This window comes from Marixanthomonas spongiae (genome assembly GCF_003095375.1).
Classification (GTDB): Bacteria; Bacteroidota; Bacteroidia; order Flavobacteriales; family Flavobacteriaceae; genus Marixanthomonas; species Marixanthomonas spongiae.
Map to the genome: position 1 here is coordinate 233,293 of NZ_QEHR01000001.1, position 13,852 is coordinate 247,144.

The following is a 13,852-nucleotide window of genomic DNA, read 5'->3' on the forward strand; positions in this document are numbered from 1 at the left end:
AGCAGGACGTGAGTCACGGTATGTGATTTCTCCCTACGGTCGAAATGACTGATGGTCGAAATGAAATAAAGCACCCATCAACCCATCTTCTAAAAAAAACCAAAAACAGCAGTTGCACCAAATTCGCGAGTCTTGTTATTTTCCGAATACTTTCCGCAGCATAAAGTGACATTTTTTTCTGAAATGTAAGGGATAAAATACTTCTACCGGCTCATATTACTTTTTAGACAACCTCTTTTTATCTACACGTCAACCTGCTTCCATGTTCCTTTTTTAAACCAAAGCATAGCGATGACGGCAATGAGCACTTCGGCAATGGTAACTGCCCAAAAAACGCCTTTCGGCCCCCAATCCCACCAAAAGGCAGCTATATAAGCAAAGGGCAATTGCAGCACCCAAAAACAGAAAAAATTAATCACCGTAGGCGTTTTGGTATCCCCGGCACCGTTAAAAGCATTGTTAATGGTCATACCATAAGCGTAAAAAACGTATCCAGCCGCTATAATTTGTAAACTCAAGGCCCCGTATTCAATGATATCAGCTTGTGGGCTGAACCAGCTTATAATAGTTTCAGCAAAAGCAAGGTAGCATATAGACACGAAAAACATAAACCAAGCGTTGTATTTTCCAGTTTTCCAAACTGAAATTTCTGCCCTGTCGGGTTTTTTTGCACCTAAATTTTGCCCCACCAAGGTTGCTGCGGCGTTGCTCATTCCCCAGGCAGGCATCAATGTAAACATAATAATACGTATGGAAATAGTATAGCCGGCAAGTACCTCACTGCCAAATTCGCTTATAATCCGCATTAAAAATATCCAGCTGGATGTGCCAATAATAAATTGCCCAATTCCGCCTAAAGAAACTTTTATCAAGTTCCACATAACCGAAATATTAATCCCTATATCTTTGACGGCCAATTTAATTCGCGTAGCTCCATAAAAAAGAACCAACAACTGAAACAATACTGCCACTCCCCTACCAATCGTGGTCGCAATAGCAGCACCGGCGACGCCATATTCGGGAATAGGCCCTAACCCAAAAATAAATATCGGATCTAATATAATGTTTAATCCATTAGAAAGAATTAAAACCCACATTGCCATAGAAGCATTTCCAGCGCCCCGGAAAACAGCATTGATTAGAAACAGTAAAACGATGGTAATATTTCCGCCGAAAAGAATTTGGGTATAGCGATACCCTTCTTCAATTAAATCGTGTTCCCCGCCCATAAGGTTTAAGATCTCCTTTGGGTATAAAATACCGAATACCGATACTATGGCGGCGACCAAAATGCCCAAAATAATTACTTGAACTGCTGCTCTATTGGCGCCCGACGCATCCTTCTCGCCAATGCGTCTCGCAACCACAGCAGTTGCGGCCATGCTCAAACCCACTGCCAAGGCGTAAACAAGAGTGATTACAGATTCAGTAAGACCAATGGTTGCAACTGCATTGGTGCTTATACGCGATACAAAAGCGATGTCCACCAAAGCAAATATCGATTCCATGCACATTTCAAGAATCATAGGCACCGAAAGCAAAAAAATTGCTTTGCGGATACTGCCTTTGGTGTAGTCTATTTCTTTTCCGGAAATAGCCTGCCTAAAAAGTTTTATAACATTTTTTAGTGAGTGGTAAAATGAAGTCATTGGTTGGAAGGAATTGGTTAGTACATACCGTAAAACCTCTCCAAGCAGAGAGGGACATTCCAATTAAAAACGTTTATTCAACTACGTTTTTTTAACAGAATGTATTGTTATGCAATATCCAATTTCCTCATAATGAAACAAATATAGTGTATTAATTCAGTATGTTGTACTTCTGAAAAGATTTTTTTTGAAAAGAAAAGTAAAAAACACCAGTTGCGTGAAATATACCTCCCCGAGATTGCCCTAATAATTCCCACGGAATAGGGTGGCAGCTTTTTTCTGAAATGTTAGGGAAAAAATACAATTTGATCATTTTTTTTTAGTCGTGTCCGACTAAGACGTAAGACCTGATAGTTAATCATCTGGTATTTGTGTTTAAAATTTGTTACGTTTTAAAAAATAACCAAAACTAAACAGAAAGGTGTCTATAAAGAAAACACTCGAAACAGTTATGTTTGTTGAGCTTTTAAAAATTTAAAAAACTTTCTTTGGACACCAATGATTTTTTTTAAATGGAAACCAAGACGGAACAAAGGGAATGTGATTTCTCTCTACGGTCGAAATGACAATGATGCAAATCATCAACCCATTTTCTAAAAAGAGAATCCAAATACGCCCGTAACGCCAAACTCACGAGCTCCGGGATTGTCCAGATAATTTCCGCGGAAGTTGAAATCCAGACGGAAAATCCTGAAAATATTTCCTACGCCTACGCTCCACTCCCAATAAATATCCCCTGGCGCGCGGTAGGTAATGTTAGAGGCGTTAAGCGCCCGGTTTTCGTCGGATATTTCACCATATACCGCCCTAAAGCCAACTACTTCCCGCAGGTCTAAATCGCGAAGCCATGGGATACGGCCAAAAATACGGCCTCCAAAATTGTGCTCCAAATGCAGCGAGGTGTAGGTGTCGGTCACAAATTCGTAATAATCCAAGTTGGTAAACGCATTGTACAAACTGAAATAGGTTTGGTTTCCAGGCACCGGACTTAACAATCCCAAAGGCACGGGGTCGAATATTTTCCCCACCTCAACAGTGGAATACAACCGGCCAAAACCACCAATGTTCCAAGGTTGGGTATAAAAAGCTTGCAGTTTTTTATATTCAAAATCGCCATCGAGGATGTTTTTTAGCCCATACGTATAGCCCAAATAAAAACTGGGGAAATCGCCATCGTTGATGATGGTTCGTTCCACACCATAACCAGAGGTTTTTCGTTGCGGGGTGTAAAAAAGCCCCAACTCTATTTCGGGTTGTGAAATGGTGCTTTTTATGGTTCCGTCTTCGGCAAAATAATCCAAACTAAAAGTATCGGTCGCCGAACGCAGTTTTCGGTGTGAACCAGTTACGCGCACTACAAAATTTTTGGCAGGTTCTACAGAAACGCCTGCCGTGGCCAATTTTATTCGTGTTAAGCGATCGTTAGAACCTACTGAAATAAGCGATGATGAGGCCAAACTCCGCCCCAGCACGTCATTGCTCGTTGTTAAACTGGCCCCGGTTTGTTCTACATCTTTTCGATAGCCGCTAAATACTTTCAACCGTGATTTCCGGTCCAGCAACAATTTGCCCGAAATGCCATATTTAAACCGTTTGTCTTTAAACCCGTATGCACCGAAGGTTTCAATACGCCAAGGATCGTTTTGACCAAAATAGGTCCTTCCGCCCAAACGGATGCGCAATCCTTCGGCTTCGTTAAAGCCAAAAATGGAAAACACGGGACCAATGTCCACATTATCTACTTCGTAATACCCGGTTGCCAAAGTTGCGCCTATGTTGTACAACGTTTTAAATCTAGGAACGGTTTTTAAGGTATCGAGCATTTTATAAATACCTTTTTCATCTTTGTTGAGCGACTCTAAGCGGTTTTGTTCCCAAAAGCTATCGGGACGGTTGTAAACGGCTTCATTATAAGGGTCGGTCTGTTCGCCATAAAAGCTTTTGTCTTTTTTGATGTCAAATTCGTAATTATCGTACAACGTGGTGCGTTTGCCGTAGATTCCTTGGGCCTCTTCCTTTTTCCGAAGGCTGAAATCGCTCAAAAAGTGATCGCGGGTTATTAAAAAAGTACTGTCGTTGAGCACTTCGAATTCCTGTTCAATATACACTTCGCGCACCCAGTTGATGTTGGCACTTTTTGAAGCTTGCAGGTTGATCTCTTTAATGGCCCAAGTGGTGTCGTTTACCCAAAAATCGCCTTTAAAAGTCAGTTCGTTTTTTCTGCGCGGGTAATACACAATGTTATAGCACCATTTGTTATCGCGGTACGCACTGTCCAGCAATTTGTAGTTATACACATCGATGCCTGTTCGGGAAAGGGGGCTTACAAAGGCTTTGTCGAAAAATTTCAGGTAATTGTCATAGACATTGTACTCCTTATAAAGATCTTTTACAAAAGCTATCAAGGCTTGGTTGTTCTGAAAACCGGAGTTTTTGTTCCCTTTAAGGACTTCTTTTTCCTCATTCAAAACATTGTCGCCATACACTTTGGAATACGCTTCATTGATAAAAATAGGCAAATAGGAATTTCCGGTAACGTTCGAGGTATCGATTTGGTCCCAGATAAATTCCATTCCTTTGAACACCTTGCTTTTTATCAGCGTGCTGTCTATGGTATTTAAATCGAACTCCAGTTTTTCGTATTTGTCGTAGCTGTACTGCTTAAATTGTTTAACGCCGTTTTCGCGCCGGTTTTCCCAAATTTTCCGAAGAATATCAATGGCTGGATTGTTCTTTTTGGGCTGTTTGCCACTAATGAGCACCACCTCGTCCAAGGCGGCGGCTTCTTCTTGCAGCACCACTTCCATTTTATAGGTGTTTTTCGCGCCTAGCGGAACCTCTTTGCTTTCAAAACCTATAAAGGAAAACACGACCGCTTTATAATTGGTATCGCTCTCTAGGTAAAAGCGTCCTTCTTCGTTGGAAATGGTCCCTTCGTTTGAATTCTTAAAGATAACGTTCACGAAAGGCAGCGGGTCGCCAGCCGCATCGGTAATTTTACCGCTTACTTTGGTCTGGGCAACCACAATGGTCGTGAACAATAAAAAAAATAGGAAAAGGGACTGCCTCATAAAGGTATTAGAATGGAAATATGGGAAAATAACCAAAATACAATGAACAAATCACAAAAAAATCACAAATAATTATGAAGAAAATTTGTGATTTTTTTTGTTTGAAAAAAGTAGCGGGATCTTTAAACCCAATACTCGATGCCTGTTTGGCAGGTTTTATTTATACATCACTTTTTTCACCGCTTTCACCACATCTTTTGGGCCGGGCAACCATTCTTTTAACAGTTCGGGCGAATAAGGTGCCGGAGTATCGGCAGTGTTGACTTTAACAATGGGTGCATCTAAATAATCAAACGCTTGACTTTGTACCTGATAGGTGATTTCGGTCGCAACATTGCCAAATGGCCACGCTTCTTCCAGAATGACCAAACGGTTGGTTTTTTTAACCGACTCCAAGATGGTGTCGTGATCCATAGGACGCACGGTGCGCAGGTCGATAATTTCACATTCAATGCCTTCTTGGGCCAAGTCTTCGGCGGCTTTGTAGGCAGCTTTAATGATTTTTCCGAAGGAAACGATGGTTACATCGGCTCCCTTGCGTGTTACTTCAGCAACTCCTAACGGAATTAAATATTCCCCTTCGGGCACTTCGCCTTTATCACCGTACATTTGCTCGCTTTCCATAAAAATCACGGGGTCGTCATCGCGAATGGCGCTTTTCAACAGCCCCTTTGCATCTTTAGGGTTGCTCGGCACCACTACTTTCAATCCGGGGCAGTTGGCGTACCAACTTTCAAAGGCCTGCGAGTGTGTTGCTGCCAATTGTCCTGCCGAAGCCGTTGGCCCCCTGAAAACGATTGGGATATTGAACTGTCCCCCGCTCATTTGCCGCATTTTTGCTGCGTTGTTGATTATTTGGTCAATCCCCACCAACGAGAAATTGAACGTCATAAACTCGATAATGGGGCGGTTGCCGTTCATGGCAGAGCCAATACCGATTCCGGAAAACCCAAGTTCGGAAATGGGCGTATCGATAACGCGCTTGGCGCCAAACTCGTCGAGCATTCCTTTACTGGCTTTATAAGCGCCGTTATATTCGGCCACTTCTTCGCCCATTAAATATATGGTATCGTCGCGGCGCATTTCTTCGCTCATGGCTTCGGCTATTGCTTCTCTGAATTGTAGTGTTTTCATTAATAGTGGTTCATTTCTGTTCTGAAAAATTCATCAAGACGACAAAAATAGTATATTCTGGATGTGTGAACGTACTTTTTATTAACATTTAACGGAAATTTATTATGCGCGCATAGCATATTTTGGAAATATATCCCTATCTTCGTGCCTAAATAATTCAAAGCCAATAAAGCTCTGGATTGTTCGAAAAAAATATTACCTATAAAGATACAAAATATATGAAAATTTTAGTGTGTATAAGTCACGTACCGGACACTACTTCAAAAATTAATTTTACCGATAACGACACCAAATTTGACACAAACGGGGTACAGTTTGTCATCAATCCCAATGACGAATTTGGCCTTACCCGCGCTATGTGGTTCAAAGAAAAACAAGGTGCTACCGTACACGTGGTGAACGTAGGCGGCGCCGAAACCGAACCTACATTGAGAAAAGCCCTCGCCATTGGTGCAGACGAAGCCATTCGTGTTGACGCCGAAGCTACCGATGGTTTTTCTGTGGCAAAACAATTAGCCAATGTAGTAAAAGAAGGTGGTTACGACCTTATAATTGGTGGTCGTGAATCGATTGATTATAACGGCGGAATGGTTCCTGGAATGATTGCTCAATTAACCGGAGCCAATTTTGTAAATACCTGCATCAGCCTTGAAATTGAAGACGACACCGCAACGGCTATCCGTGAGATTGACGGCGGTAAAGAAACCGTAAAAGCGAAACTGCCATTGGTGGTGGGCGGACAAAAAGGAATTGTGGAAGAAAGCGATCTGCGCATCCCAAACATGCGCGGTATCATGCAGGCCCGTAAAAAACCGTTAACCGTAAAAGATCCCGTTGACGCAAATGCCGAAACACAAACGGCACAATTTGAAAAACCAGCTCCTAAAGGCGACATCAAATTGGTTGAAACCGTTGACGAATTGGTCGATCTATTGCATAACGAAGCAAAAGTAATATAATGCTTCGCCCTCTTTGGGGAACGCTCACAAGACAAAGGGGAACAATGAAGCTAAAGTAATTTAATAATTTAGAATTAAGAATGCTGAATTCAGAAAAGAGAGAAAAACCAAACCTGAATCCTAATTCATAATTCATAATTCATAAATAAAAATGTCTATACTAGTATATACCGAATCTGAAGAAGGAACATTTAAAAAAATAGCCCAAGAAGCCGTTTCCTACGCTAAAGGAATTGCCGATAAAATGGGCACGCATGTAACCGCTGTTTCCATTAATGGCGACGAATCTAACGATCTTGGAAAATACGGTGCCGAGAAAGTGTTGAATGTTTACAACGATAAACTCAAAAAATTCAATGCAGAAGCCTATGCCGATGTCATTGCACAAGCCGCCAAGAAAGAAGATGCCAAAGTGGTCGTAGTGTCCAGTAGTGCCAACAGCAAATATATGGCCCCCCTTTTGGCCGTGCATTTAGATGCCGGCTACGTACCCAACGTTACCGAACTGCCAGAAAGCACCGACCCTTTTAAAGTCAAGCACAGCGTGTTTACCAATAAGGCATTTTCCATTACCGAGTATAAAACCGACATCAAAGTAGTGGGCTTGGCCAAAAACGCTTACGGCGTCAAGGAAAGCGAAGCTACCGGAACTACCGAAGGGTTCTCTCCAAAACTTTCTTCGGAAGACTTTTCGGTAGATGTGGTTTCTGTTGACAAAGCAACCGATAAGGTGACCATAGCCGATGCCGAAATTGTAGTTTCTGGCGGACGCGGCCTGAAAGGTCCCGAAAATTGGGACATGATCGAAAACCTTGCCGAAACCTTGGGCGCAGCCACCGCTTGCTCCAAACCTGTGAGCGATATGGGCTGGAGACCGCACAGCGAGCACGTGGGACAGACCGGAAAGCCTGTAGCCGCAAACTTGTACATAGCTATAGGTATTTCAGGAGCCATTCAACATTTGGCAGGAATTAATGCGTCAAAAACGAAAGTGGTCATCAACAACGACCCTGAGGCCCCGTTCTTTAAAAATGCCGATTACGGTATTGTGGGCGACGCTTTTGAAGTAGTGCCAAAACTGAATGAAAAACTTAAAGAGTTCAAAGCCCAGAACGCATAATTATTCAATATCCGGCGGCTGAGCCTACCTGTCAAATATTGACAGAGAATCCCGAAAGTAAACTGCTTGGGGATTGTTTTGAAGTTTAGTTTAAGACGGATAAAAAAATTATACACAAGCCAACGCACAAAACACATATTTTTTGTTACTTTGTGCCTATAATAAAAGGCTGTTTAATTAAGGAAACTTCCTTTTTTAAACAGTTTTTTATTTTTATCGCACATTTTCAACCCGCCCTGTAACACCTGCCTGTCATCATAATTTAAGGGAGGCACAAGTGCAAGGGCCGAAGCACTGAACCATGAGTCTCGTAAGACTGAACATAAAAGGAATATCGTACAGCCAAACGCAAAACGGCGCCTACGCCTTGATATTGAGCGAAGAGGAAGGCGAACGAAAACTGCCCATCGTTATTGGTGCGTTTGAAGCCCAGTCCATCGCCATTGCTTTAGAAAAAGAAATAAAACCGCCCCGCCCGTTAACGCACGATCTTTTTAAAAACTTTGCCGACCGTTTCGGTATTGTGGTAAAACAGGTCATTATCCACAAACTGGTCGATGGCGTATTTTATTCCAGTATTATTTGCGAACACGAAGGGCTGGAAGAGATTGTAGATGCCCGCACCAGCGATGCCATCGCTCTTGCGCTTCGGTTTAACGCCCCTATTTTCACTTACAAGAACATACTTGACAAAGCAGGGATTTATTTAAAAACATCTAAAAAAAGCCGTCCAACCGGGAAAAAGGACAAAATTTCAAAAGAGGAAGAAACTGTTTTGGAAGAATTGATCGGTGGGGAAGACAAAGAATCGGTCGCGCCGTCAAAACAGGACTTCAGTAAATTTTCCTTAAAAGAACTGAATAAAATGTTAGACGAAGCTGTTGCCAATGAAGACTACGAGCGAGCAGCCAGCATCCGGGACGAAATTTCAAAACGGGAGTAGTTTTAAAATTTCAGAAACACATAGATATGAACCGTTATATTTTTCAGAAGTAATTAATAAACCCTAAACGCTATGCGGCAATTTTTATTGATTGCTCTTTTATGCCTTGTCGGCACCACTGCCTTTTCACAATCCATTGAAAAAGTCTGGCAATTCACCGAAATAAAAAACCAAGAAGGAGCGTCCTTGTTTAAATTGGACCCCTATCACGATTACCTGTCGTTAGATAAGGGCAGGTTTGAATACAGTTTGCAGGCAAAAGACAGCTTAGAAGCCTCTGGGGATTATATTTATCAAAACAAGCTGCTCGTCTTATTTTACAGTAAACCCAACGATACCATACGCAGGTATCGTGTTTCCAAACTAACCGACAGCACCCTCGTTTTTTCTGAAAACGATGTAGTTTACGCTTTCAAGGCAAAGAAAGATGCCGCAACAGCAACAGCACCTGAAACCAAAGAGGTTGCCAAAGTAATCCCCTCGCAAGGATTTTCGCTCAACAGTTTGTGGCGCGGTGTTTTGGGGATGGTCACGTTATTATTGATTTCGGTGTTGTTTAGTTCCAACCGAAAAGCCATTAACTGGAAAACCGTGGGCATCGGCCTTGCTTTCCAACTCATCATTGCCATTGGCGTGTTGAAAGTGCCTTTTATAAAAAGCATTTTTGAAGCCGTTGGGCAATTGTTTGTTAATGTATTGAATTACACCAAAGCCGGTAGCGAATTCCTGTTTGGCGGTATGCTGGACGTCAATTCGTTCGGGTTTATCTTTGCTTTTCAGGTATTGCCCACCATTCTTTTCTTTTCGGCCTTGACTTCGGTGCTGTTCTATTTGGGCATCATCCAGAAAGTGGTAAAAGCCATGGCCTGGCTGTTGTCGCGGGCATTGAAAATTTCAGGAGCAGAGAGTTTGAGCGTTGCCGGAAACATCTTTTTGGGCCAGACCGAAGCTCCGCTTTTAATCAAGGCATATCTGGAAAAGATGAACAAATCTGAAATCCTGTTGGTCATGATCGGCGGCATGGCAACCGTTGCCGGAGCCGTATTGGCCGCTTACATCGGGTTTTTAGGGGGGGACGACCCATTATTGCGATTAACTTTTGCAAAACACCTGTTGGCTGCTTCGGTAATGGCGGCGCCAGGTGCGATCGTGATTTCAAAAATACTCTATCCGCAAACTGAAGAAGTGATAAAGGATGTGGAGGTTTCTTCTGAAAAAATAGGCTCCAACTTTTTAGATGCCATCGCCAATGGTACCACCGAAGGGCTTAGGCTTGCTGTTAATGTGGGGGCTATGCTCTTGGTGTTTGTAGCGTTTATTGCCATGTTCAACGGTATTTTGGGATGGATAGGGGATATTACTTCGCTCAATGGCTGGATTGCCAAAAACACTGCCTATTCCGGTTTAAAGCTGGAAGCCATTTTGGGAACCGTCTTCGCTCCTTTAATGTGGCTAATTGGTGTGGCAAAAGAAGATATTATGATGATGGGGCAACTGCTGGGCATTAAACTCGCCGCCAGCGAATTTGTAGGCTATATCCAGTTGGCCGATTTAAAAGACGTTTCTAACGACCTTCATTTAAAGTATGAAAAATCCATTATCATGGCCACGTATATGCTGTGCGGATTTGCCAATTTTGCCTCCATTGGTATCCAAATTGGCGGGATTGGTTCTTTAGCACCGGGACAGCGCAAACAATTGTCCCGCTTTGGAATGAAAGCCTTGATTGGCGGGACCATCGCTTCTTTAATTTCGGCGACGATCGCTGGGATGATTATTGGGTAGTTGGTTTTAGGTTTTCTTTCAAGCAAAAAAACTTGTGTCTCAGCCGACGCCATAAGCCATAAGCCTGTGCAAACGGTGGTTCACTAAAGCTTGCGATACGCAGGCGGAGCACAAGCAGGTTCAGGTTTAATTTATAGACTCATTTAGTAATTGATTTAACAATATTTTTTTAATTATCGATTATAGAAATCAAATGATGATAAAACGGAGATGATTGCTATCCCATAGTTGTTCAAGTTTGCTTATCTATTATCTCACAACTGGCTGCATCTTATAACTTTTATTTCGAAGAAATATCAAACAGATAAATGCCTATATTTGATAAAAACACTCAGAAAATGAACTTGAAAGCCCGAAAATTAGAATTTGTTCAAGAGTTTTTAAAACTTCAAAACGAAGACACTATCTCAAAACTTGAGAACATACTGCATAAAGAAAGATTTGGCGCCGAGGACAAAAAGATAAAATCCATGTCTGTTGAGGAATTGAATAAGCGGATTGATAAAGCAATGGAAGATTCTAAAAGCGGAAGATTAACCGAGGCAAATGACCTTTTAGCTGAAATTGAAAGGTGGACTTAAAAATTTTTTGGACAGATTTCGCAAAAGCTGAACTTAGAAAGATCTTTATTTACTTAAAGGAACATGCCAGCAATAGGGTTGCAAAAAATGAGAACCGTAAAATAGTGCTTGCAACATTACGATTACGAACACAACCGGAAATTGGACAAATAGAACCAAGGTTAAAAAACAGAACAAAAGAATTTCGCTATTTAGTGCATCAAAAAAAGATAATTTATTGGGTAAATACGAAGAAAAAACAAATCGAAATAATAGACGTTTTTGATACACAGCAATATCCCGATAAAATAAAAAAGAACCAAGTAAAACCAATAATTACCACTTGTTCACTAATAGCAAAACATTTTTTCGAACACACACGGATAACCTATCCATAAACTCACAGACTCAACAATAAACATTTCGTTGATAACTATTGGACCTGAAACAAATTCCTATTTTTAAATAACGGTTCATTTGTTTACATTTAGCCATTAATTTTTTTGACGATGAAGCAATACCACGACCTTATAAAGCACGTTCTTGAAAACGGCACCGAAAAGCACGATCGCACCGGTACCGGCACCAAAAGTGTATTTGGCTACCAAATGCGGTTCGACCTCAGCGAAGGCTTCCCCATGGTAACCACCAAAAAACTGCATTTAAAATCGATTATTCACGAACTGTTGTGGTTTTTAAATGGCGATACCAATATAAAATACCTTCAAGAAAATGGTGTGAGGATCTGGAACGAATGGGCCGACGACAATGGCGACCTTGGCCCGGTCTATGGCCATCAATGGCGAAACTGGAACAGTGAAGAGATCGACCAGATTTCAGAAATCATTGAGACGTTGAAAACCAACCCCGATAGCCGCCGGATGTTGGTCAGTGCCTGGAACCCCAGCGTAATGCCCAATACCAGCAAACCATTTTCAGAAAATGTAGCCAACGGTAAAGCAGCGTTACCGCCCTGTCATGCTTTTTTTCAGTTTTACGTTGCCGATGGAAAGCTATCTTGCCAATTATACCAACGCAGTGCCGATATTTTCTTAGGTGTTCCCTTCAACATTGCATCCTACGCGTTGTTGACGATGATGGTGGCACAGGTTTGTGGCTATCAAGCCGGCGATTTTGTGCACACCTTTGGCGATGCCCATATTTATAGCAACCATATGGAACAAGTTGAATTACAATTATCCCGAGAACCAAGGCCTTTGCCTACCATGCACATCAATCCAGACGTCAAAGATATCTTTGGCTTTAAATTTGATGACTTTACTTTAGAAAATTACAATCCGCACCCACATATCAAAGGAGCGGTAGCCATTTAAAAACCTATTCTATGAAAAATGCCCTAATTATATTCTGCATTGTTTTTTCAACCACACTCTTTGCCCAAGAAGAATGGGGTGATGTACAAAAAAACGTGGTGACCCTTAAAGAAATCCCTCCCGTGTGGCCCGGTTGCGAAGAAGGAAATGTTGCCAAACGTGATGCTTGTTTCAACAATAAATTGGCACAACACATTGCAAAAAACTTCAAGTACCCACCACAAGCGTATAAAAACAACGATCAAGGCCGCGTGGTGGTGAAATTCATCATTAACGAAGCGGGCTTGGTGGAAATCAAAAGTGTTTCAGGAGGAACGGCTGCACTTCAAAAGGAAGCCAAACGCAACATCATGGCGATGCCCAAAATGACCAAACCCGGCATGATGGGCGGTAAGCCTCGAGCTATTAAATTTACGGTTCCGATAACATTTAAAACAGGTAAATAGTATTGCGTACCTTTTTTTTACTTTTCTTATTATTTTTTTTTCAAGCCTATAGTTTTGGTCAGCAAATTAGTCTCGAAGCCTGCAACAGCAAAAGTAATATAGCGGCAAGAAATATCTGTTTAAAAAGTTATGTTGAAAATCTTCTGTTAATTGAATTTGAGAAACGCAAAAATTCTATAACCCTTGAAAATGAATCTGAGAATATTATTTTAGAAGTATTGGTTGATCAGGCCGGAGGTTTTAATATTATGCGCCTCGAGGTTGACAATATAGGCCTTTATATGGCGGTAAAAGAGGTAATTAAAAACCTAAGACCTATTTCTTCTTATAAAAATAAAAATGGTGTTATACTTTATGATTCATTTACCATAGCCATGAATTATCCAGATGTGGTCAAAAAAAACAGGCAAGGCTCTACTAGTGTTAAAAAACATATTTCATTTCAAAATGTTCAAAAAAGCCCTGTTTTTCCTGGTTGTTATGCAACGGCCAATAGTGAGTTTAAAAAATGTTTGTCCAAAAATGTGGAAGAGCATATAATGAACAATTTTAACCTTTTTGTTGGAATGATCCATGGGATTCCTTCTGGAAATCAAAGAATTAATATTCAATTCGAAATTAATGAATATGGCTATATATCAAATATTAAAGCAAAAGCTAATTATAAAAAACTAGAAGAAGAAGCCATACGAGTAATCAAAGCCTTGCCGAGAATGACACCCGCTAAACAAGATAATGAACCAGTAGCCGTGGTTTTTTATTTACCTATGATTTTTAAATTAAGATAGTAGCAATATTATCTAACTTCAATCACCAGCCTTTAACAAACCGTAAACATCTTTCAAAAAAAG

At 41.3% G+C, this 13,852-nt stretch carries 12 protein-coding genes; 9 read left to right on the forward strand and 3 right to left on the reverse strand.

Annotation, left to right across the window (positions count from 1 at the left end):
- Nucleotides 1-242: 242 nt before the first annotated feature.
- The 3 genes from DDV96_RS01135 to DDV96_RS01145 all read right to left on the reverse strand — a co-directional run bounded on the left by DDV96_RS01135 (nt 243) and on the right by DDV96_RS01145 (nt 5,854).
- Nucleotides 243-1,649, reverse strand: a complete 1,407-nt coding sequence (locus tag DDV96_RS01135; protein WP_116692897.1) for an MATE family efflux transporter — start codon at nt 1,647-1,649, stop codon at nt 243-245.
- Between the two features lie 593 nt (nt 1,650-2,242).
- Nucleotides 2,243-4,720, reverse strand: a complete 2,478-nt coding sequence (locus DDV96_RS01140) for a DUF5686 family protein (protein WP_116692898.1) — start codon at nt 4,718-4,720, stop codon at nt 2,243-2,245.
- A 156-nt stretch (nt 4,721-4,876) separates the two neighbouring features.
- Nucleotides 4,877-5,854 carry a pyruvate dehydrogenase complex E1 component subunit beta gene (locus DDV96_RS01145; RefSeq protein ID WP_116692899.1) on the reverse strand — a complete coding sequence of 326 codons (978 nt, stop codon included), beginning with the start codon at nt 5,852-5,854 and terminating at the stop codon, nt 4,877-4,879.
- Between the two features lie 218 nt (nt 5,855-6,072).
- On the opposite strand from DDV96_RS01145, the gene DDV96_RS01150 reads away from it, so the two are divergent.
- The 9 genes from DDV96_RS01150 to DDV96_RS01190 all read left to right on the forward strand — a co-directional run bounded on the left by DDV96_RS01150 (nt 6,073) and on the right by DDV96_RS01190 (nt 13,789).
- Nucleotides 6,073-6,813, forward strand: a complete 741-nt coding sequence (locus DDV96_RS01150) for an electron transfer flavoprotein subunit beta/FixA family protein (protein WP_116692900.1) — start codon at nt 6,073-6,075, stop codon at nt 6,811-6,813.
- A 151-nt stretch (nt 6,814-6,964) separates the two neighbouring features.
- Nucleotides 6,965-7,933 carry an electron transfer flavoprotein subunit alpha/FixB family protein gene (locus tag DDV96_RS01155; protein WP_116692901.1) on the forward strand — a complete coding sequence of 323 codons (969 nt, stop codon included), beginning with the start codon at nt 6,965-6,967 and terminating at the stop codon, nt 7,931-7,933.
- Between the two features lie 301 nt (nt 7,934-8,234).
- Nucleotides 8,235-8,876 carry a bifunctional nuclease family protein gene (locus DDV96_RS01160; protein ID WP_116692902.1) on the forward strand — a complete coding sequence of 214 codons (642 nt, stop codon included), beginning with the start codon at nt 8,235-8,237 and terminating at the stop codon, nt 8,874-8,876.
- Nucleotides 8,877-8,948: 72 nt separating this feature from the next.
- On the forward strand, nt 8,949-10,661 hold the full coding sequence (locus DDV96_RS01165; RefSeq protein ID WP_116692903.1) for a NupC/NupG family nucleoside CNT transporter: 1,713 nt from the start codon (nt 8,949-8,951) through the stop codon (nt 10,659-10,661).
- Nucleotides 10,662-10,999: 338 nt separating this feature from the next.
- Nucleotides 11,000-11,242: a hypothetical protein gene (locus tag DDV96_RS01170; RefSeq protein WP_116692904.1), complete on the forward strand. Its 243-nt coding sequence runs from the start codon at nt 11,000-11,002 to the stop codon at nt 11,240-11,242.
- The gene (locus DDV96_RS01175) at nt 11,233-11,619 is read left to right on the forward strand and encodes a type II toxin-antitoxin system RelE/ParE family toxin (protein WP_116692905.1); all 387 of its coding nucleotides are present in this window, start codon (nt 11,233-11,235) and stop codon (nt 11,617-11,619) included. The genes DDV96_RS01170 and DDV96_RS01175 overlap by 10 nt, the downstream gene beginning before the upstream one ends.
- Nucleotides 11,620-11,730: 111 nt before the next feature.
- A complete protein-coding gene (locus tag DDV96_RS01180) occupies nt 11,731-12,555 on the forward strand; it encodes a thymidylate synthase (RefSeq protein WP_116692906.1) in 825 nt (274 codons plus the stop codon).
- Nucleotides 12,556-12,566: 11 nt separating this feature from the next.
- A complete protein-coding gene (locus tag DDV96_RS01185; protein WP_116692907.1) occupies nt 12,567-13,001 on the forward strand; it encodes an energy transducer TonB in 435 nt (144 codons plus the stop codon).
- A 2-nt stretch (nt 13,002-13,003) separates the two neighbouring features.
- Nucleotides 13,004-13,789: an energy transducer TonB gene (locus DDV96_RS01190; protein WP_116692908.1), complete on the forward strand. Its 786-nt coding sequence runs from the start codon at nt 13,004-13,006 to the stop codon at nt 13,787-13,789.
- Nucleotides 13,790-13,852: the final 63 nt, after the last annotated feature.

Coding starts and splice junctions, on each gene's coding strand:
- DDV96_RS01135 (WP_116692897.1), bottom strand. CDS start 1,649: ATGACTTCATTTTACCACTCACTAAAAAATGTTATAAAACTTTTTAGG.
- DDV96_RS01140 (WP_116692898.1), bottom strand. CDS start 4,720: ATGAGGCAGTCCCTTTTCCTATTTTTTTTATTGTTCACGACCATTGTG.
- DDV96_RS01145 (WP_116692899.1), bottom strand. CDS start 5,854: ATGAAAACACTACAATTCAGAGAAGCAATAGCCGAAGCCATGAGCGAA.
- DDV96_RS01150 (WP_116692900.1), top strand. CDS start 6,073: ATGAAAATTTTAGTGTGTATAAGTCACGTACCGGACACTACTTCAAAA.
- DDV96_RS01155 (WP_116692901.1), top strand. CDS start 6,965: ATGTCTATACTAGTATATACCGAATCTGAAGAAGGAACATTTAAAAAA.
- DDV96_RS01160 (WP_116692902.1), top strand. CDS start 8,235: ATGAGTCTCGTAAGACTGAACATAAAAGGAATATCGTACAGCCAAACG.
- DDV96_RS01165 (WP_116692903.1), top strand. CDS start 8,949: ATGCGGCAATTTTTATTGATTGCTCTTTTATGCCTTGTCGGCACCACT.
- DDV96_RS01170 (WP_116692904.1), top strand. CDS start 11,000: ATGAACTTGAAAGCCCGAAAATTAGAATTTGTTCAAGAGTTTTTAAAA.
- DDV96_RS01180 (WP_116692906.1), top strand. CDS start 11,731: ATGAAGCAATACCACGACCTTATAAAGCACGTTCTTGAAAACGGCACC.
- DDV96_RS01185 (WP_116692907.1), top strand. CDS start 12,567: ATGAAAAATGCCCTAATTATATTCTGCATTGTTTTTTCAACCACACTC.